Origin of the sequence: Kineococcus halophytocola, assembly GCF_041276425.1 — a bacterium.
In the GTDB taxonomy this organism is placed as follows: Bacteria; Actinomycetota; Actinomycetes; order Actinomycetales; family Kineococcaceae; genus Kineococcus; species Kineococcus halophytocola.
In genome coordinates this window covers 1-17,332 of the sequence record NZ_JBGFTU010000015.1, presented here as the reverse complement: position 1 = coordinate 17,332, position 17,332 = coordinate 1, and the positions used below count along the sequence as shown (strand labels likewise).

The 17,332-nt window shown below is 75.6% G+C and carries 16 protein-coding genes and 1 pseudogene; 5 read left to right on the top strand and 12 right to left on the bottom strand.

All coding sequences use genetic code 11. The features are described 5' to 3' along the window. The first annotated feature begins 219 nt into the window (after positions 1-219). Genes AB2L27_RS13595 through AB2L27_RS13585 form a run of 3 tightly spaced genes read left to right on the top strand, consistent with a single transcriptional unit; the run spans position 220 to position 2,085 of the window. Positions 220-1,017 (top strand): alpha/beta fold hydrolase, encoded by a 798-nt coding sequence (locus AB2L27_RS13595; protein ID WP_370442016.1) that lies wholly within the window; start codon positions 220-222, stop codon positions 1,015-1,017. A 7-nt stretch (positions 1,018-1,024) separates the two neighbouring features. Further along, positions 1,025-1,684: an esterase/lipase family protein gene (locus tag AB2L27_RS13590; protein WP_370442015.1), complete on the top strand. Its 660-nt coding sequence runs from the start codon at positions 1,025-1,027 to the stop codon at positions 1,682-1,684. Beyond that, positions 1,681-2,085, top strand: coding sequence for a hypothetical protein (locus AB2L27_RS13585; protein WP_370442014.1), 405 nt, complete (start codon positions 1,681-1,683; stop codon positions 2,083-2,085). Before AB2L27_RS13590 ends, AB2L27_RS13585 begins: the two co-directional genes overlap by 4 nt. A 56-nt stretch (positions 2,086-2,141) precedes the next feature. Here AB2L27_RS13585 and AB2L27_RS13580 read toward each other — a convergent pair. From AB2L27_RS13580 to AB2L27_RS13555, 6 genes and pseudogenes are all read right to left on the bottom strand, one after another. Further along, positions 2,142-2,894 (bottom strand): annotated as a pseudogene (locus AB2L27_RS13580) (ABC transporter ATP-binding protein); the annotation flags it as partial. Further along, a complete protein-coding gene (locus tag AB2L27_RS13575; RefSeq protein WP_370442091.1) occupies positions 2,891-3,970 on the bottom strand; it encodes a FecCD family ABC transporter permease in 1,080 nt (359 codons plus the stop codon). The pseudogene AB2L27_RS13580 and the gene AB2L27_RS13575, both read right to left, overlap by 4 nt. After that, positions 3,943-4,995 (bottom strand): ABC transporter substrate-binding protein, encoded by a 1,053-nt coding sequence (locus AB2L27_RS13570; RefSeq protein WP_370442013.1) that lies wholly within the window; start codon positions 4,993-4,995, stop codon positions 3,943-3,945. The genes AB2L27_RS13575 and AB2L27_RS13570 overlap by 28 nt, the downstream gene beginning before the upstream one ends. 242 nt (positions 4,996-5,237) lie before the next feature. Then, positions 5,238-5,984 (bottom strand): YcnI family copper-binding membrane protein, encoded by a 747-nt coding sequence (locus AB2L27_RS13565; RefSeq protein WP_370442012.1) that lies wholly within the window; start codon positions 5,982-5,984, stop codon positions 5,238-5,240. Between the two features lie 29 nt (positions 5,985-6,013). Then, positions 6,014-6,631: a hypothetical protein gene (locus tag AB2L27_RS13560; RefSeq protein ID WP_370442011.1), complete on the bottom strand. Its 618-nt coding sequence runs from the start codon at positions 6,629-6,631 to the stop codon at positions 6,014-6,016. 41 nt (positions 6,632-6,672) lie between these two features. Continuing rightward, a complete protein-coding gene (locus tag AB2L27_RS13555) occupies positions 6,673-7,641 on the bottom strand; it encodes a hypothetical protein (protein ID WP_370442010.1) in 969 nt (322 codons plus the stop codon). Positions 7,642-7,815: 174 nt separating this feature from the next. Between AB2L27_RS13555 and AB2L27_RS13550 the strand changes: the two genes are divergently transcribed. Continuing rightward, the gene (locus AB2L27_RS13550) at positions 7,816-8,643 is read left to right on the top strand and encodes a hypothetical protein (RefSeq protein WP_370442009.1); all 828 of its coding nucleotides are present in this window, start codon (positions 7,816-7,818) and stop codon (positions 8,641-8,643) included. A 55-nt stretch (positions 8,644-8,698) separates the two neighbouring features. On the opposite strand, the gene AB2L27_RS13545 is transcribed toward AB2L27_RS13550, so the two are convergent. The 6 genes from AB2L27_RS13545 to AB2L27_RS13520 form a co-directional block, all read right to left on the bottom strand. After that, on the bottom strand, positions 8,699-9,139 hold the full coding sequence (locus tag AB2L27_RS13545; protein ID WP_370442008.1) for a chemotaxis protein CheW: 441 nt from the start codon (positions 9,137-9,139) through the stop codon (positions 8,699-8,701). Between the two features lies 1 nt (position 9,140). Further along, entirely contained in the window at positions 9,141-11,558 is a 2,418-nt protein-coding gene (locus AB2L27_RS13540) for a chemotaxis protein CheW (protein ID WP_370442007.1), read from the bottom strand. A 332-nt stretch (positions 11,559-11,890) separates the two neighbouring features. Then, complete coding sequence (locus AB2L27_RS13535) at positions 11,891-12,514, bottom strand: GTP-binding protein (protein WP_370442006.1); 624 nt, start codon at positions 12,512-12,514, stop codon at positions 11,891-11,893. Further along, positions 12,495-12,890 carry a DUF742 domain-containing protein gene (locus AB2L27_RS13530; protein ID WP_370442005.1) on the bottom strand — a complete coding sequence of 132 codons (396 nt, stop codon included), beginning with the start codon at positions 12,888-12,890 and terminating at the stop codon, positions 12,495-12,497. The genes AB2L27_RS13535 and AB2L27_RS13530 overlap by 20 nt, the downstream gene beginning before the upstream one ends. A 6-nt stretch (positions 12,891-12,896) precedes the next feature. After that, positions 12,897-13,343, bottom strand: coding sequence for a roadblock/LC7 domain-containing protein (locus AB2L27_RS13525; RefSeq protein WP_370442004.1), 447 nt, complete (start codon positions 13,341-13,343; stop codon positions 12,897-12,899). 102 nt (positions 13,344-13,445) lie between these two features. Next, positions 13,446-16,613, bottom strand: a complete 3,168-nt coding sequence (locus tag AB2L27_RS13520) for a sensor histidine kinase (RefSeq protein ID WP_370442003.1) — start codon at positions 16,611-16,613, stop codon at positions 13,446-13,448. 201 nt (positions 16,614-16,814) lie between these two features. Between AB2L27_RS13520 and mobA the strand changes: the two genes are divergently transcribed. Next, positions 16,815-17,332 (top strand): molybdenum cofactor guanylyltransferase (gene mobA / locus AB2L27_RS13515; RefSeq protein WP_370442002.1); only part of this gene is annotated, 518 nt, incomplete at its 3' end.

Below are 17,332 nucleotides of genomic sequence, written 5' to 3'. Positions count from 1 at the left end.
ACCGGAACCTTGAACCCGGGCCGGGCGCGTCGTGACCGTCAGCTTGATCGTCGTCGCTATCCGTGAATCACCACTCTGGCCCGCACCGTCGCGGGCGTCGACCGGACCCGCGTCGCCCCGGGCACCACGCCCCTCCCCCGGCCCCGTCCACGACCCCGTCCACGACCCCGTCCACGACCCCGGCCGGGTCCGGCGGGACGGAACCGCGATGATGCCCCCGTGCGCCGCCTGACCGCCGAGGACATGCCCAGCGGGCTCACCGTCCGCATCGACCGGGTCCGGCACGGTGACGTGTGGCTGCGCACGTGGACGATGTGGATCGCCGAGACCGACGACGTGCCGCCCGAGCACCGCCACGACGTCGTCCTCGTCCACGGCCTCGGGGTCTCCTCGGCCTACTTCCAGCGCCTGGCCGTCCTGCTCGCCCGCTTCGGCACCGTCCACCTCGTCGAACTGCCCGGGTTCGCCGGCATCCCCCACCCCCACCGGCCGCTGTCGATGCCGGAGATGGGCGCGCTCGTGGCCGACTGGGTCCGCGAGCAGGACCTCACCGCCGTGCTGCTCGTGGGGCAGTCGATGGGGACGCAGGTCGTCCTCGAGGCGGCGCTGGCCGACCCCGGCGCCGTCGCCCACGTCGCCCTCGTCGGACCCACCGTGGACGCGCGGGAGCGGACGGTGCCGCGCCAGGGGCTGCGGCTGCTGCGCTCGGCCCTGTTCGAGCCCGCCGTCGTGCGGCGGATGTCGCTGGAGGGGTACGCCACGTGCGGGTGGCGCTGGTTCTCCCACACCCTGCCGTCGATGATGACCTACCGCATCGAGGACCGGATCCGGGAGCTGCAGGTGCCCGTCCTCGTCCTGCGCGGGCGGCACGACGCCCTCGCCCCCGTGCCGTGGGTGCGGACGCTCGCCGAGCGCGCCCCGCACGGCCGCTGGGCCGAGGTGCCCGGGGCGCACTCGGTGGTCTTCGACCACGCCCGCGAGGTCGCCGAGCAGTTCGCCGACCTGGTGCGGCGGTGAGCGCCCGGTGGACCTGAGCGCCCGGCTCGCCGACTACGCCTGGCTCGTGCGGGCCCAGCTGCGCCCCGGCCGCCCCGACTGGACCGGCGGTGCGGGCTGCCCCGTCGTCCTGGTCCCGGGGATCTGGGAGACCTGGCGCGTGCTGCGCGACCTCGGCGACGCCCTGCACCGCGCCGGGCACCCCGTGCACGTGCTGCCGGGGCTGGGGACCAACTCGGCCGAGCTGGCCGTCGGCGCGCAGGTGCTGCGCCGCACGGTGACCGCCCTCGACCTGCGCGGCGCGGTCGTCGTCGCCCACTCCAAGGGCGGTCTCATCGCCAAGACCGCCCTCGGGCTGCCCGGGGTCACCGACCGGGTGGCCGGCCTCGTCGCCGTCGCCACCCCGTTCGCGGGGTCGCGGTACGCGACGTGGTTCCCCGCCCGCCCGGTGCGGCGGCTGTCCCCGCGCGACCCGGCGATCCGCCGGCTGGCCGCCGACCTCAGCGCCCACCCGCGGATCGTCGCGATCCGTCCCCGGTTCGACCCCCACGTGCCGCGGGCCGCGGACGCCGCCGCCCTCGCCGGGGCCGTGGAGGTGGAGGTCCCGCTGGAGGGGCACTTCCGCCCCCTCGGCGACCCGCGGCTGCACGAAGCCGTCCTCCACGCCGTCGCGGGGTTGAGCGCGTGACGGCTCGCTCCACCTGGCGGGCGGTGCCGGGACCGGTCCGCCTGCTGCTGTTCAGCCAGTTCGCCTTCAACACCGGCTTCTACCTCGTCGTGCCGTTCCTGGCCGTGCACCTGTCCGGTGGCCTGGGCGTGGCGGGCTGGGTCGTCGGCCTCGTGCTGGGGCTGCGGACCTTCAGCCAGCAGGGGTTCTTCGCCGTCGGCGAGCGCCACGTCGGGGCGCACTACGGCGTCCTGGCCTCCTTCGGGGGCGTGGCCGTGCTCCTCGGCTCGGCCGTCGTGGGGGCCGTGCTGGAACCGGGGGCGGCCTCACCGTGGGTGCTGCTCGCGGTGCTCACCCCGGCCTCCGGCGCGGGGCTGGCGACGCTGTCGCGCCGACTCTCCCCCGCCCCCGTCCACGCCTGACCCAGCGCCCGACCCGGGGTCTGGACCGGGGGCAGGACCGGGGGCAGGACCGGGGGCAGGAAGGTCACCGTCAGGCGGCCGTGCGGGCCGGTGGCCACGTGCGCCTCGACGCCGTAGACGTCCCGCAGCAGCTCCGGGGTCAGGACGTCCCGGGGTGGCCCGGCGGCCACGACGGCCCCGGCGCGCAGGACGACGAGGACGTCGCAGAACGTCGCGGCGAGGTTGAGGTCGTGCAGGGCGATGACGCTCGTGACCGGCAGCGCCGCCACGAGGGCCAGCAGCTCGAGCTGGTGGCGCACGTCGAGGTGGTTGGTCGGCTCGTCCAGCAGCAGCTCGGCCGGTTCCTGCGCCAGCGCGCGGGCGATGTGGGCGCGCTGGCGCTCCCCGCCGGACAGCGTGTGCCAGGAGTGCGACGCCTTGGCGCTCAGGTCCACCTGCGCCGGCGCCGCGTCCACGACGGCCTCGTCGCGCGGGCCCGGCCCCCCGAGCGGGCGCCGGTGCGGGGTGCGCCCGAGGCGCACGACGTCGCGGACGCTGAGGTCGACGTCGGTCTCGGCGTGCTGGGTCACGGTGGCCACGCGGCGGGCCACCTCCCGGCGCGGGGTGCGCTGCAGGTCGCGCCCGTCGAGCAGGACGGTCCCGGCGTCGGGGCGGGCGGCGCCGTGCAGCAGGCGCAGCAGCGAGCTCTTGCCGGACCCGTTGGGCCCCAGCAGACCGACGGTGGACCCCGGCTCCGGGCGCAGGCTCACCCCGTCGACGACGACCCGCGTCCCGCGCCGCCAGGTGAGCCCGTCGGCGTGCAGGGTCACGACGCCCGCCCGCGGCGGACCAGGAGCAGCGCGAAGACGGGCACGCCGACCAGGGCCGTCCCCACGCCCACGGGCAGCGGGGTGGGGGCGAACGCCACGCGGGAGGCGGCGTCGACCCAGACCATCGCGACGGCGCCGACGACGATCGTGGCCGGCACCGTGCGGGTGTGGGCGTGCCCGACGAGCAGGCGCGCCACGTGCGGCAGGACGAGCCCGACGAAGCCGACGGCCCCGGTGACGCTGACGAGGGTCGCGGTGACCAGGGCCGTCAGCAGCAGCAGGACGGCCCGGGTGCGGGCGACGGGGATGCCCAGGGAGGAGGCGATGTCCTCCCCGAAGGCGAAGGCGTCGAGGCGGCCGGCGTACCCCAGGCACACCGCGGCCCCGACGGCCACGACCGCCCAGCACAGGACGACGTCGTCCCAGCGGACGCCCTCCAGGGACCCCAGCAGCCAGAACATCACCCCCCGCGTCTCGTCGGAGTCGGCGACGGCGAACACGACGAGGGAGGTGAGCGCGGAGAACAGGTGGGTGCCGGCCAGCCCGGCCAGCAGGATCCCCGCGGTGCCGCCGCGGGTCGCGCGGGCCAGGGCCAGGGTGAGGGCGAAGGCCAGGCAGGCCCCGGCGAAGGCACCGCCGGACAGCCCGATCCCGCCGACGCCGAGCACGGCGACGGCCACCGCCCCGGTCGAGGCGCCGGAGGAGACCCCGAGGACGAACGGGTCGGCCAGCGGGTTGCGCAGCAACGACTGCAGCACCAGCCCGCACAGGCCCAGACCGGCGCCGGCGGCCGCGGCGACGAGGGCGCGCGGCACCCGGTCCTGCCAGACGATCGCGTCCTCGGAGACCCGCACGGGCACGTTCGCCAACCCGAGGTGGTTCAGCAGGACGTCGCGGACGTTGACGAGGGAGACGTCGGCCGCGCCCAGGGTGGCGGCCACCCCCACGGACAGCACGAGCGCCACGACACTACCGGCGAGGAGGACCGCGGGGTGCACCCGGCGCCGCTGCGGGGCCCGTTCGCGCGCCCGCGCCGGGGCGGGGGCGCTCAGAGCTCGCTCCCGTGCTCGCGCCACCACGCCCCCAGCTTCGCCAGGCCGTCGACGTAGCGGATCGAGGGGTTCAGCTCCGCGCCGTGCAGGGCGACGTACCGCTGCCCCTGCGCGGCGGACAGCACGCCCGCCACGGGGTCGGTGCGCAGGAACTCCTCCTTGTCCGGCAGCCGGTCGCCGGGGAAGCGGTCCCGGCGCAGGTCCCCCAGGACGAGGACGTCGGGGTCGGCGGCCACGACGTACTCCCAGGACACCGACGGCCAGTCCTCGGCCTGGTCGGCGAACACGTTGCGCAACCCGGTGGAGGTCGCCAGCAGCGACGCCGCCCCGCGCCCGCCCGCGACGTAGGGCGTGTCGAGGTTGGCGAACCAGAACGCGACCGTGCGCCCGCCGAAGTCGACCCCGTCGACGGCTTCGGCCGCGCGGCGCTGCAGGTCCGCGACGAGCGCCTCGCCGCGCTGGGTGACGTCGAAGACCTGCGCCAGCTCGCGGATCTCGGTGAACAGCGCGTCGACCGTCAGCGGCGCCGTCCGCGTCTTCGTCACGCCGTTGACGCTGCGCCCGTCGTCGAGGTCGGTGGGTGAGAGGTAGCTGGCGATCCCCGTCTCGGCCAGTCGGTCGCGGGTGACGACCCCGCCCTGCTCGGCGAAGTGCCGGCCGAAGGAGGCGGTGACGAGGTCCGAGTCGGCCCCCAGCACCACCTCGTACGTCGGGGCGTTGTCGGCCAGCCGCGGCACCCGCTCGTTCTCGGCGGCCACGGAGTCCAGCACCGGGTCCGTCCACGACGCCGTGCCGACCACCCGGTCGGCCAGGCCCAGGGACAGCAGGATCTCGGTGGAGCCCTGGTCGAGGGAGACGACGCGCTCGGGGGCCTTCTCGAACCGGACCTCGCGCTCGCCGTTGCGCAGGACGAGGGGGTACCGCGTCCGGCCCTCCCCGGCGGTGGCCGTGCTCTGCGCCGGGACGGCTTCGGAGGCCCCGCACCCGGCGAGGGCGAGGGCGGCGGCCCCGGTGAGGGGACCGAGGGCGCGGCGGGACAGGGGGCGCATCGACGACTCCAGGGCGGGCGAGGGGAACCCTCGACGGGTCCCCGGGCGCCGATGAGGGTAGCCTACCCTATTTTGGGTGTCGGTTCCGTCGGGCCGGGTGCGCGGCGGGGTTGGCCCCGTTGGCCCCCCGAGGCCGATCAACGACCCCGGTGGGCCAACGAGGCCGCCCCCCGAGCCCGTTGGCCCCCCGAGGCCGATCAACGACCCCGGTGGGCCAACGAGGGCGGACGGGCCGCCGGGCGTCAGGCGCGGCGGCGGCGCACCAGGACGAGGACGAGCGCGGCCAGGCCCAGGACGAGACCGCCACCGGCCAGCCCGCGCGCGAGGGGGTCGGCCCCGGACCCGTCCGCCGACGTCGTCGCCGACACGGCCTGCGTCGCGTCGTCGGCCCCGCCCGCCGCGTGGGCGCCGTGGTCGTGCCCGTCGCCGCCGGCCGTCGTCGTGAACTCCGGCGCGGGGTGCTCCGGTTCGGCGGCCCCCGGGTCGGCGACGTCCGTCCAGTTCGCCACCTCCCCGTCGGCGTAGGTCTGCACGGCGGGCAGCACGACGCGGGTGCCCTCGTCGGGCAGCGGCCCGACGTTGACCTCGAACTCCTCGAACTGGCCCACGCCGATGCCGCGGGATCCGGGTTCGGCGGTCCAGGTGACCGACAGCGGGGCCTGGGTGAGGGTCACGCCGTCGGCCTCGACGGGCTGGGGCAGCGCGCCCTCGGTGACGGTGGCGACCCAGCCGGGGACGGGCCTGGTCGCGACGTAGCTGAACGGGTGGTCGGTCGGCAGCGAGACCCGCACGGACGTCGTGGCCGAGGAGTCGGACTCGTTGGGGACGCGGAACGTCACGACGCTGTAGCCGCCGGCGGCGGTCGTCGCGGGGTCGGCGTGGACGTGCGCGGAGGCCGGCAGGGCGGTCAGGAGCAGTGCGCCGCAGGCGGTCACGCCGGTCGTCAGCGTCACGGCGAGGGCGCGGGTGGGCAGGGTGGAGCGCTTCACGGAGGTCTCTCCAGGGTTCGGTGGTGTCGTCAGGACGTGGTGGCGAGGGCGGGGACCCCCGGTGGACCACGCCTGCGCACCCGCCGCGCGACGACCGAGCGCGGCCGAGCCGGCTCGGGAGCGGGCACGACGGGGCGCGGGGCGACGGTGCGGACCAGCCGCACCAGCAACCGCACCACGGGCCGCAACCACGCCCACACCGACCACAGCAGCGACTCCCCGTGCAGCAGCGCCCCGAGCGCGAGCGCCGTCGCGGCGACGTGCGCGCATGTCATCGCGGCACCGGGGTCGGCGGAGGCCGCCGTCGCGCCGGTGAACGCCAGGCTCTGGTGGTGCCCCGTCCCGACGACGGTGGCCGCGGGCCCGCTGCACGCGGCGAAGACCGTGTGCAGCGCGACCTGCCCGCCACCGAGCAGCGCGGCCAGGACGGGCCAGGAGAACCGCCGGCCCGCCAGCAGCAGGCAGACCGCGACGAGGACCAGGCCCACGGCCAGCAGCAGGAACGGGCCGGGCAGGTGCCCGCCGGCGCTCAGGTGCGCCCCGGCGGCCAGGCCGAGGACGGTGGCCGCCACGGCCCCCGCCCGCACCCGGCGCCACGTCCCGCGGACCGGGCCGGCGGGGCCGGTCGTCGGCAGCGGGGTGGGCACCGGGCCACGCTACAAGCCGTGACGGGGTGCCCCGGACCTCGTCAGTCCGTCCCGAAGGCGGCCTCCCACGGGCGCAGCAGGACGGCGCGGGCGTCGGAGCTGAGCAGGTCGGCGACGACCTCGGCGTGCACGACACCGCTGACGACGTTCCACAGGCCGTCGGCGCCGTCGGCGGCCTCCAGCCCCCCGGCGCGGAAGGCGCGCACGGCCAGGAGTTGGGCGACGGCGGCGGTGCGGACGCGGTCGGACAGGTGCACGGCCCAGGAGGCGTCGTGGACGGCGCCCGCCCACTCCCCCGCCGACGGGCGGCTGGTGGCGGCGACGGCGCGCAGGCACGCGCGGTCGGTCCCGTCCAGGCGGCGCAGGGTGTCCAGGACGCGGGCGACCCCCGCCTGCTCCGGGCCCAGGCCGGTGGGGTGCTCGGGCAGCGGCGCGAGGTCGCGGGAGGCCTGCAGGTACGGGTGGGCCAGCACGCGGCGGACGTGGTCGGGCAGCCGGTCGCCCAGGTAGGCCGAGACGGCGGCGTCGGCGAGCACGTCGGCGGCGCGGCCGGCGTCCTCGGTGCGCAACCGCGGGCCGCCGTCCACCGGGGCGGTCCAGGTCCAGTCGAAGACGTCGTGGTGGACGAGGCGGACGAGGGCGTCGGCGTCGGCGATGGTGCTGGTCTGCAGGACGCGCACGACGCCGGACTCGACGCGGGCGGCGGTCTGCTCGTCGGTGCGCTCGCCCGTGAAGTCGCCGTGGGCCAGGCCGTTGGCGACCTGGTGCAGCACGTCGGTGATCTGCGGGACGTTGCCGGCGGCGTGGCGGACCGTCTCCCACGCCCCGGCGCGGGCCGCGGCGTCGTGCCGGCGGGCCAGGACGTCGATCTCGCGGGGGCCGCAGTCGAGGGCGCGGAGCAGGACCTGCGCGGTGGAGTCGCCGTGGGGCAGGCGCACGAGGTCGAACCCCAGCACGGGGGAGCTCACCAGGGAGTAGTGCACGGTCGTCGCCTCCAGGCCTGGAACCACCACCGCCCGGTCCGGCGGAGTGCTTCCACCCTGACACTGCGTGATGCCGGGGGCGAGGCAACGTCCACCGTCCGGCCCTGCGGCGGCGTGTCGGACCCTCCACCCGGCCCACCCGTCGCGACGGCGCTGGGCCGTCCGGGCGACGTGCCCGGGGCCGGGTCGTAACGTCGGGTCGTGAGCGGGGACGGGCACGGCACCGACGAGGTCACGGGTGCAGGCACCGACGGGGGCACCGACGGGGGCACCGACGGGGCCGGGCGCGGCGGCCGGTGGCCGTCCTGGGTGCTGGTGGCGGGGTGCCTCCTGCCGCCGCTGCTGCTGGCCGAGGCCGCCCGCCGGGTGCTGGGCGGGGACCACGACGAGGAGTTCTACGGCGCCTACCCCTCCGGTACCGGCGCCTTCGACGGGGTCGCGCCGCAGATCTCCACGAGCCGGCGGTTCGGCGTCCTGTGGGTGCTCGTGGGGGCGCCCGCCCCGTTGTGGGGCGGGGTCGTCGCCGCGCTGCTCGTCCTCGTGCTCGTCCTGGCCGGCCGGCCCGCGGCCCTGGTGCCGGACCGATGGGGCCGGCGCGTGGCTGCGGTCGGGGCGTGGCTGTCCTGCGCCCTGGCACTGGGGGCCCTGGTCGGTGTGCTGGAGCACGTGAGCGCGTCCGCCGGGGCGGCGGGGCCGGGGTCGTTGCGGTTCCTCCTGCGCACCGGGGTGCCCGAGGACCTGCCCGGGCTCGCCGGGGTCCTGGCCGTGCTCGTCCCGGCGCTCCTCGTGCCCGCCGTCACCGGGGTGGTGCTGTGGCACGGGCCCGGCACGTCGAGGGCACCGGACCCCCCGGGCGACCCCGGCGCGGGACCGGCGGGGAACCCCCGGGAGGAACCGGCGGGAGGACCCGGCGGGGAACCCGTGGGGCGCTCCCCCGGGGACGCCCCGGCGGGGACCGGACCCGCGGCGCCGGCCGGACCCCCGGCCGTCCCCGACGACGACCGGCACCTCTACCGGCGCCCGGGGTGAGACGCACCGAGGGGGTGGGACCGGCCGGTCCCACCCCCTCGTCGTGCGTCGTGGCTCAGGCCGCGCTCTCCGCGCCCTCGATCTCCAGCGCCTTGTCGACGTCCAGGACCAGCAGCAGGGCCCCGTCGAGCTTGTAGGCGCCGCGGATGAGTTCGCGGATCGGGCCCGACAGCGTGTCCGGCGGCGGCTCGAACGTGGAGTCGGTCACCTCGATGACGCCCCCGATGGAGTCCACCAGCAGGCTCCAGACCTCCTCGGCGGCCCGGACGACGACGTTCATCGCGACCTTGCCCTCCTCGCGGTCGGGCATGTTCAGCCGGCGGCGCAGGTCCAGGGCCGTCACGACCTGACCGCGCAGGTTGATCAGGCCCGCGACGGCGTGCGGGGCCAGCGGGGCGGGCGTGCGGGGCTGCTCGGTGAGCACCTCCTGCACGCGCCGCACCTCGACGCCGAACAGGTGCCCGGCGAGGTGGAACGTGGCGTACTGCGTGGACACGTCAGACCCCCAGTCGCTTGGAAGCTTCGGCCAGCTCGTGCTGAGCCTGCTCGCTGAAGAAGTTCGGGTCGGCCGCCAGGATCGCCGACCGCACGTCGAGGAGTTCGGTCACGCGGTCGCGGATGACCGCCGAACCGACCAGACCGGCGTCGTCGATGTCGCTGTGCGCGTCCTGGCCCGAGACGATGTCGACGATCTCGTCGACGACGATCGCGACGGAGCGGCCGCGGGCGGAGTACACGACACCCGGCAGGGACGCGACCTCCTGGCCCCCGTACGAGCCGCGGGACCCGCCGCCGAGGTGGTGGGACAACCGCACCAGCGGCAGGATCTCGCCGCGGTAGCGGACGACCTCGCGCCGGCCCACGCGCTCGATGGACTCGGTCTTGAACTCCTCCAGGCGGGTGACGACGTCCAGCGGGATCGCGACCCGGCGGTTGTCGCCCAGGCCCACGACCAGCAGGCGCTGGCCGTCGCCGGTCGCGGCCTGCTGCGTCGCCGCCTCGTCCGTGGCGTGCTCCAGACCGTCCGAGCGCATCGTGCGCCGGGCCAGCGACTGCACGTCGAGGATGAGGGACACGCGCCCGTCACCGAGGATCGTGGCCCCGGCGTACGCGCCGATCGCCTTCAGCGCGCCCGAGAGGGGTTTGACGACGATCTCCTCGGTGTCCAGGACGCGGTCGACCAGCAGGCCGAACCGGCGGCCGTCGCACTCCAGGACGGCGATGACGAGGTTCGTCGGCAGTTCCACGTCGGCCGGGCGCCGCAGTTCCAGCGCCTCCTCCAGGCGGATCAGCGGCAGCAGCGCACCGCGCAGGCGGTACACCTTGGCGCCGCCGACGTCCTCGATCGCCTTGCTCATGCGCTCGGTGTCCAGGCTGACCAGTTCCAGCAGGTTCACCTGCGGCATCGCGTAGCGCTGGCCGGCGCACTCGACGGTCAGGGCCGGGACGATGGCCAGCGTCAGCGGGATGCGCAGGCGCCAGACGGTGCCCTGGCCGTTGACGGACTCGACGTCGACGGACCCGCCGATGCGCTCGATGTTCGTCTTGACGACGTCCATGCCGACGCCGCGGCCGGAGACGTTGGTGACCTTGGCCGCGGTGGAGAACCCGGGCAGGAACAGGAACTGCAGGATGTCGTTGGGGGTCAGCGACTCCAGCTTGACCGGCGACACCAGGCCCTTCTCGACGGCCTTGGCCCCGATCACGGCCGGGTCGATGCCCTTGCCGTCGTCGCGGATCTCCACGACGACCTGACCACCCTCGTGCGCGGCGCGCAGCTTCAGGGTGCCGACCTCGTTCTTGCCGGCCGCGCGGCGGACCTCCGGCGGTTCGATGCCGTGGTCGACCGCGTTGCGGACGATGTGGGTCAGCGGGTCCTTGACCGCTTCGAGCAGGGTGCGGTCGAGCTCGGTCTCCCCACCCTCCATCTCCAGCTTGATCTTGCGGCCCAGCATGTTCCCGAGGTCGCGCACGACGCGGGGCAGCTTGGACCACAGGTGGTCGATGGCCTGCATGCGGGTGCGCATGACCGATTCCTGCATCTCGCTCGCGACGAGGTTCAGGCGGTGGCAGGCGCGGGTCAGGTCCTCGTCGCGCAGGGCGCCGGCGCGCTGCAGGATCTGGTTGCGGGCCAGGACCAGCTCGCCGGCCTGGCGGACGAGGGACTCCAGGAGTTCCACGTCGACGCGGATGGTGGCCTCGGCGGCGGACGCCTTCTCCGACGGCGCGGCGCCGGCGGGGGCCGCGGCGGCGGGGGCGGCGGCGGGTGCGGGGGCCGCGGCGGGGGGTGCGGCGGGCGCCGGGGCGGGGGCCGCCTCCACGACGGGTTCGGGAGCGGACTCCACGACGGGTTCGGGGGCGACCTCGGGTTCGGGCTCCGGCGCGACCTGGGGCTCGGACTCGACGACGGGCTCGGGCTCGACGACGGGTTCGGCGACGGGCTCGGCGACGGGCTCGGCGACCGCGACGGGCTCGGGGGCGGGGGCCTCCTCGGCACCGGCCCCGTCCGACGGCGGCAGGACGGGCTCGTTCCCGTCGAGGACGGCGCGGATCGCGGCGACGACCTGGGCGACCTCGACCGGACCCTCGGAGTGGGACTCCTCGATCGCCGACAGCAGGGCGCGGATGGTGTCGACCATGCGCAGCAGGACGTCGGTGGTCGAGGGGGTCATGACGAGCTGGCCGTCGCGCAGGCGGGCCAGCAGGTTCTCCCCGACGTGCGCCACGGACTCCAGCTTGGAGAAGGCGAGGAAGCCGGAGGTGCCCTTGATCGTGTGGATGGTGCGGAAGACGCTGGCGAGCAGCTCGCGCGAACCGGGCTGCTGCTCCAGCGCGACGAGGTCGGAGTCCAGCTGGTCCAGGTTCTCGTAGCTCTCGACGAGGAACTCTTGGACGATCTCGTCCATGTCGTCCACGTGGCGCTCCCACTTCTCGCGTCGGACGGCCCCGGCTGTGGGACCGCTTCTTCTCATGCTCTGCAGGACTCATCGGCAGGTGACGGGCAGAGCTGAAACGGGCCCGCCCGGCGCCTCGACCCAGCCGGTGTCGAGGTGGTGGACGACCCCGACCTGAAAGCCGCCGCCACCTGGGCGCTCTCCCCGTGCCCGTGACGGGGTTGCCCGGCGTCCCGGTGACGGTGGTGCGTCGGTCGGGCGGACCGGCTGCACGGCGGTGGGCGGAACGGCGGTGCGACGACGAACGCCGGCCCCCGTGGCGGGGGCCGGCGTCCTGCTTCGTGCGAGGGCGCTCAGGCGCCGGCGTTGAGCCGGGCCAGAGCGGTCTGCACCAGCGTGATGAGGCTGTGCTTGGTGGCGGCCTTGGACCGCGCGTCGGTGTAGACGAGCGGCACGTGGTCCGGCACCGCGAGCGCCTCGCGGACGGAGTCCAGGTCGTGCTGGGCGACGCCGTCGAAGCAGTTCACGGCGACGACGAACGGGATGCCGCGGGACTCGAAGTAGTCCACGGCCGGGAAGCACTGGTCGAGGCGGTCGGTGTCCACCAGGACGACCGCGCCGATCGCGCCCTTGACCAGGTCGTCCCACATGAACAGGAAGCGGTCCTGGCCGGGGGTGCCGAACAGGTACAGCCACAGGTTGCCCGGCAGCGCGATGCGGCCGAAGTCCATGGCGACCGTGGTCGAGGTCTTGCGGTCGGAGTTCTGCCCGGCGTCGTCGACACCGACGGAGTGCTCCGTCATGGCGGCCTCGGTGCGCAGCGGTTCGATGTCGGAGATCGAGCCGATGAAGGTCGTCTTGCCGACCGCGAACCCGCCGGCGACGACGATCTTGACGACGGTGGGTGGCGCTTGGACGTCGGTCCCCGCGGGCGCTCCGGCTCCGGCGGGGTTCACGTCAGAGCGAGGAAATGCCATTGAGAACACTCTCCAGGACGCTGATGGTGGTCGCGGGTTGGGGGGCGGAGGTCATGGTCAGGCCGTGGATGCGGACCTTGCCCGACTGGGCCAGGTCGCTCACCACGACCCGCACGACTCCGACCGGCAGGTGGACGTGGGCGGACAGTTCCGCGATCGACAGGTAGGACGTGGTCGTGAGTTCGAGGATCCTGCGCCGTTCGGGGGTCATCCCGATCTCCGGGGTGGCCGTGGCCTCCACGAGCGCCTCGACCGGCAGGTCGGCGTTGCTCGGGCGGGTCCGGCCACCGGTCACGGTGTACGGGCGGACGGTGAACTCCTCGACGTCCTGGTCGTCGTCGTCGGGCCAGAGGTCCGCACTACCAGGTGCTGTCACTGGACGTCACCACCGCGCTGCGACCGGCGTCGACGTGGGCAGGGCCGCCCGCATCTCCGACACCAGCTGCGGGGTGAGGACGGTCTCGGCGCGCTGGACCAGCATCGCCATCTCGTAGCCGATGAGCCCGACGTCGCAGCCGGCCTCGGCGGCGACGGCCAGGACGGACCCGTCGGAGATGTTGACGAGGAAGAAGAACGCGTCGTCCATCTCGATGATGGCCTGGCGCACGTCACCGGACTGCAGCTGGTTGGCCGCGCCGCGGGCCAGGCTGGAGACGCCGGAGACGATGGCGGCGAGCTGGTCCCCGGCCTCGCGGTGCAGCTTGTCGGACATGGCCATCAGCAGACCGTCGGCGGAGACGACGACGGTGTGGGTGACGCCGGGGACGCTCTTGACGAAGTTGTCGAGGAGCCAGCTGAAGTCGGCGGCCTCGGAGCTAAGCGCGGTCACAGTGGGGTTCCTCTTCTCGGGGCGGTCTGCTGGTGGTCGGTGCGGTGGCTGGTGCCGGTGGTCGTGGTGGTGCGGGCCCGGGATCCCTCCCGGGAGTTCTGGTCAGGCCTCACCGGCGGCTCCGCTCTCGGGAGCGGCCGGTGCGGTCTGCGGGGCGGCCGGAGCCTCGGCCCCGGCCTCGCCGGCGCGGCCGCGGGACACCCCGGCCTGGAAGCCGGAGAGCATCGAGCGGACGTCGGCGGGGGCGCGGCGCTGGCGGTTGACCGCCGCGCGGGCCGGGGCGGGCTTGGCCGCGGCCGCCGTGGCGCCCGCCTGGCGGCGGACCAGCGGCGCGGAACCGGCACCCCGGGTGGGGGTGAAGTTCTGCCCCTCGGTGAGGGCGTTCAGCGCCTCGGCCGCGAGGGCGTTGCGCTGGCGCAGGGCCTCCCCCACGGTGCGGCCCGCCGCGGGAGCCTCGACCTCCGGGGTCGCGGCGACCGGAGCCGGCGCGACGGCCGGAGCGACGGCCGGAGCGGCGGGGACGACCGGGGCGACCGGGGCCACGGGGACCTCGACGACCGGGGCCGGCGCCTGGACGACCGGGGCCGGCGCCTGGACGACCGGCGCGGGCGCCTCGACCACCGGGGCCGGCGTCTCGACGACCGGGGGCTCCGGGGTCTCCGGGGTCGCGGCGTCACCGCGGGTGGCCTCCAGCGCGTCCAGCGCCGAGCCCTTGAGCTCGCCGGCGGTGCGCTTGCGGGAGGTCCAGAAGGCCTCGGCCGCGGTCTTGGGCGGAGTGGCCGACTCGCGGACCTGCCGCGGCTTCTTCCCGGCCTTGGGCAGGATGTCCTGCGCCGCGGTCAGGGCCGTGGGCGTGGGTTCCTTGCGCTCACGCTTGGGCATGGCCGCCGCGCCGGTCGGGGCCGGGGCCGCGGCGGGCTTCCAGTCGCTCTCGGGGACCGGGACGACCGGGACGACCGGGGGCGCGAGGGGGTCCGCCGGGGCGGGCGCCGCGACCGCGTCGGCCTTGGCCTGCGCCTGCGCCTGCGCACCGCGCCTGCGGGTGGGCAGCTGACGCCCCTCGACCTTCGCCTTCGGCGAGGTCACGCCGACCTCGGAGCTGGCGGCCGCCTCGGCCGCCGACTTCGACAGCGTCTCGGACAGGGCGTCCCCGAGGCCGGAGGCGGCCAGCGGGTTGGCGACGATGCTGTTCGGTCCCGCCGGGGCGGGCGTGCGGGTGGGCAGGCCACCGGCCGCGGCACCACCGCGCGGGGCCTCCGGCAGCGCCGAGACCTCCGGCAGCGCGGAGACCCCCGGCAGCGCGGACACCTCGGGCAGGGCCGGGGTGCCGCCGGGCTGCGGCAGACCGGAGTCCAGCGCGGCGAGCTCGGGCTGACCGCCCTTGACGCTGCCCGGGGTGAACAGGGCGGCGGGCAGGACGAGGGTCACGGTCGTGCCCCGGCCCTCGCCGGTGGTGAACTCGACCTCCACGTCCAGGCGGCCGGCGAGGCGGCCGACGACGTAGAACCCGAGGCGCTGGGCGCCGACGAACTCCGAGGCGCGGCCACCGGAGATGCGCTGGTGGGCGGTCTCGACCTCCTCGTCGTTCATGCCCAGGCCGGTGTCGGCGATGGTGACCTCGACGCCGCGGTCGGTCTCGGCGGTGCCGACGACGACGCGGGTGCCGGGGTCGGAGAAGTTCGTAGCGTTCTCGAGCAGTTCGGCGATCAGGTGCGAGGCCGACAGCGCGAGGTGACCGACGACGGGCGGGTCCACCTGCAGGGCCAGGTCGACGCGGTCGTAGTGCTCGATCTCCCCGGCGGCCGTGCGGACGACGTCCGACAGCGGCAGCGGACGGCGCAGGCGACGTCCGGTGTTGATGCCGGCCAGCACGAGCAGGGACTCGGCGTTGCGCCGCATCCGGGTCGCGAGGTGGTCGAGGGTGAACAGGTCCTCGAGGGTGTCGGGGTTCTCCTCGGTGCGTTCGAGCTGGTCGAGGAAGGCGAGCTGGCGGGCCAGCAGCGTCTGGTCGCGGCGGGCGACGTTGACGAACATCTCGGCGATGGAGGCGCGCAGGGCGGCCTGCTCACCGGCGATCCGGAAGGTCGTCTCGTTGAGGTCGTTGATGACCTTGGTGACCTCGCCGATCTCGTCCTGGCTGCTGATCTCCAGGGGGGTGAACTCCACCCCGGGGCCCTCGCCGGGGGTCTGCATCCGCTCGACCATGCGCGGCAGCTCGTCGCGGACCTCGGTGGCGGCGGTGGTCAGGGCGGACAGGCGGCGGCCGATGCTGCGCGCGGTGCGGAACCCCAGGACGCCGACGCCGGCGAACAGCAGCAGGGCGACGACGAGGACCACGAGGGTCTGGACGGTGCCGCGGGTGGCCTCGGCCGCGGCCTCCTCGGCGACGTCGGCGGCGCGCTCGACGACGGCCTGCTGGTAGGCGGTGATGACCTGGCCGGTGGTGTCCTGCCAGTCGGGCACCGTCAGGGACGGGGTGCTGCTGGCGGCGAACAGGTTGCGGTCCTGGTTGAGGAAGGCGAGCGCGGAGGTCGTGGCGCCCGTGCTCAGGGCCGCGTCGAACTCCTGGACGTCGTCGGCGCGCAGGCGGTAGCGGGCCTGCTGCTCGAAGTAGGCGCCGCGCTCGATCGCGGTCTCGCGCAGCCCCTGCACGGTGCCGGTCTGGGTGCCCTCCAGGACCAGCGTGCCGGCGGCCTGCTCCAGGGCGAGGGCGTCGATGCGCTTGAGCAGGTACCCGAAGGCGCCGATCTCCTGGGCCATCTCGCGGTCGTCGGCCTGCTCGGCGACGGCGACGGTGAGGTCGGTGGCGACGGAGCTGACGTCGCTGTAGGTCGACAGGGCGGCGACCGGGGTGGTGGAGGCGTTGTCCACGGCGGCGCGGACCTGCGGCAGCGTCTGGCCCAGGGCCGTCTGCACGGCGCCGTAGACGGCGCCGACGGTGCCGGAGGTGACGTCGACGCCGCTGTCGGCCACGGCGGCGGTCACCTTCGCGACCGCCGCGTCGGTGGCGGCGCGGTCGCCGTCGACCGTCGCCTTGCCCCCCTCGCTCGGCGCGGCCAGGTACTCGACGGTGTCGCGGCGCTCGGTCTGCAGAGCGGTGAAGAACTCGTTGATCGTCGCCGTGGACCCGGCGTACGCGGCCAGCTGGCGACGCTCCGCGGTGCCGACGGCCTCCCGCGCGGTCGTGGCGACGACGGCGACGAGCAGCAGCACGAGGGGCACCACCAGGAGGACCGCGAGCTTGGCTCGGATGCTCAGGTTCCGCAGCATGTCAACCTTCCGTACACGTGGTGAGCGGTCGAAACTGCTCACCGTGGGTCGAGCAGACTCGTGAGTGATCGGAACGCCGGGCCGCCGGGTGTACCCCGCGGGGGCGAGACCCCTCGTTCAGCCCATCGGCCGTTCGGCGCGCCGCTTGACCTCCCCGGTGAAACGTGCAACTCCTGCGGGGTGGGCGCAGCGGGTGGACGGGTGGCGGTCGTGGTCGTCGCGGGCGGGTCGGGGACGCGCTTCGACCCGTCCGGGACGCCCCCGCCACCGGGGGCGCCGGCCGCCAAGCTCACCGCCCCCCTGGGGGGTTCGACCGTCCTGGGCCTGCTGCTGGAGGGGCTGCGCGGGTGGTCGGCGTCCCTGCCCACCCCCTGCCCGGTCGTGCTCGTCGGCCCGGGGGGTGTGCGCGAGGACCCCCCCGGCGGGGGTCCGCTGGCCGGGTTCGCCGCGGGCCTGGACGCCCTGGGCGAGCCCGCCCCGGAGCTGGTCGTGCTGCTGGGGGGCGACCAGCCGTTCGCCGCGAGCGCCGTCCCCCGGCTGCTCGCGGCGCTGGAGGGCGACCCGTCGCTGTCGGCGGTCGTGGGCCTAGGCCCGGACGGGCGCCGGCAGCCGCTGCTGTCGGCGCACCGCGTCCGCGCGGTGCGGGGCGTCCTGGCGGGGTTGCCCACCGTCCGGCACCAGCCGCTGCGCGCGCTGTTCGGCGGTGCCGCGGGCGGTGT

What these genes read in the sequence shown, in the direction of transcription:
- AB2L27_RS13535 (WP_370442006.1), bottom strand. Translation starts at nt 12,514, where the DNA reads ATGGCATTTCCTCGCTCTGACGTGAACCCCGCCGGAGCCGGAGCGCCC.
- AB2L27_RS13520 (WP_370442003.1), bottom strand. Translation starts at nt 16,613, where the DNA reads ATGCTGCGGAACCTGAGCATCCGAGCCAAGCTCGCGGTCCTCCTGGTG.
- AB2L27_RS13570 (WP_370442013.1), bottom strand. Translation starts at nt 4,995, where the DNA reads ATGCGCCCCCTGTCCCGCCGCGCCCTCGGTCCCCTCACCGGGGCCGCC.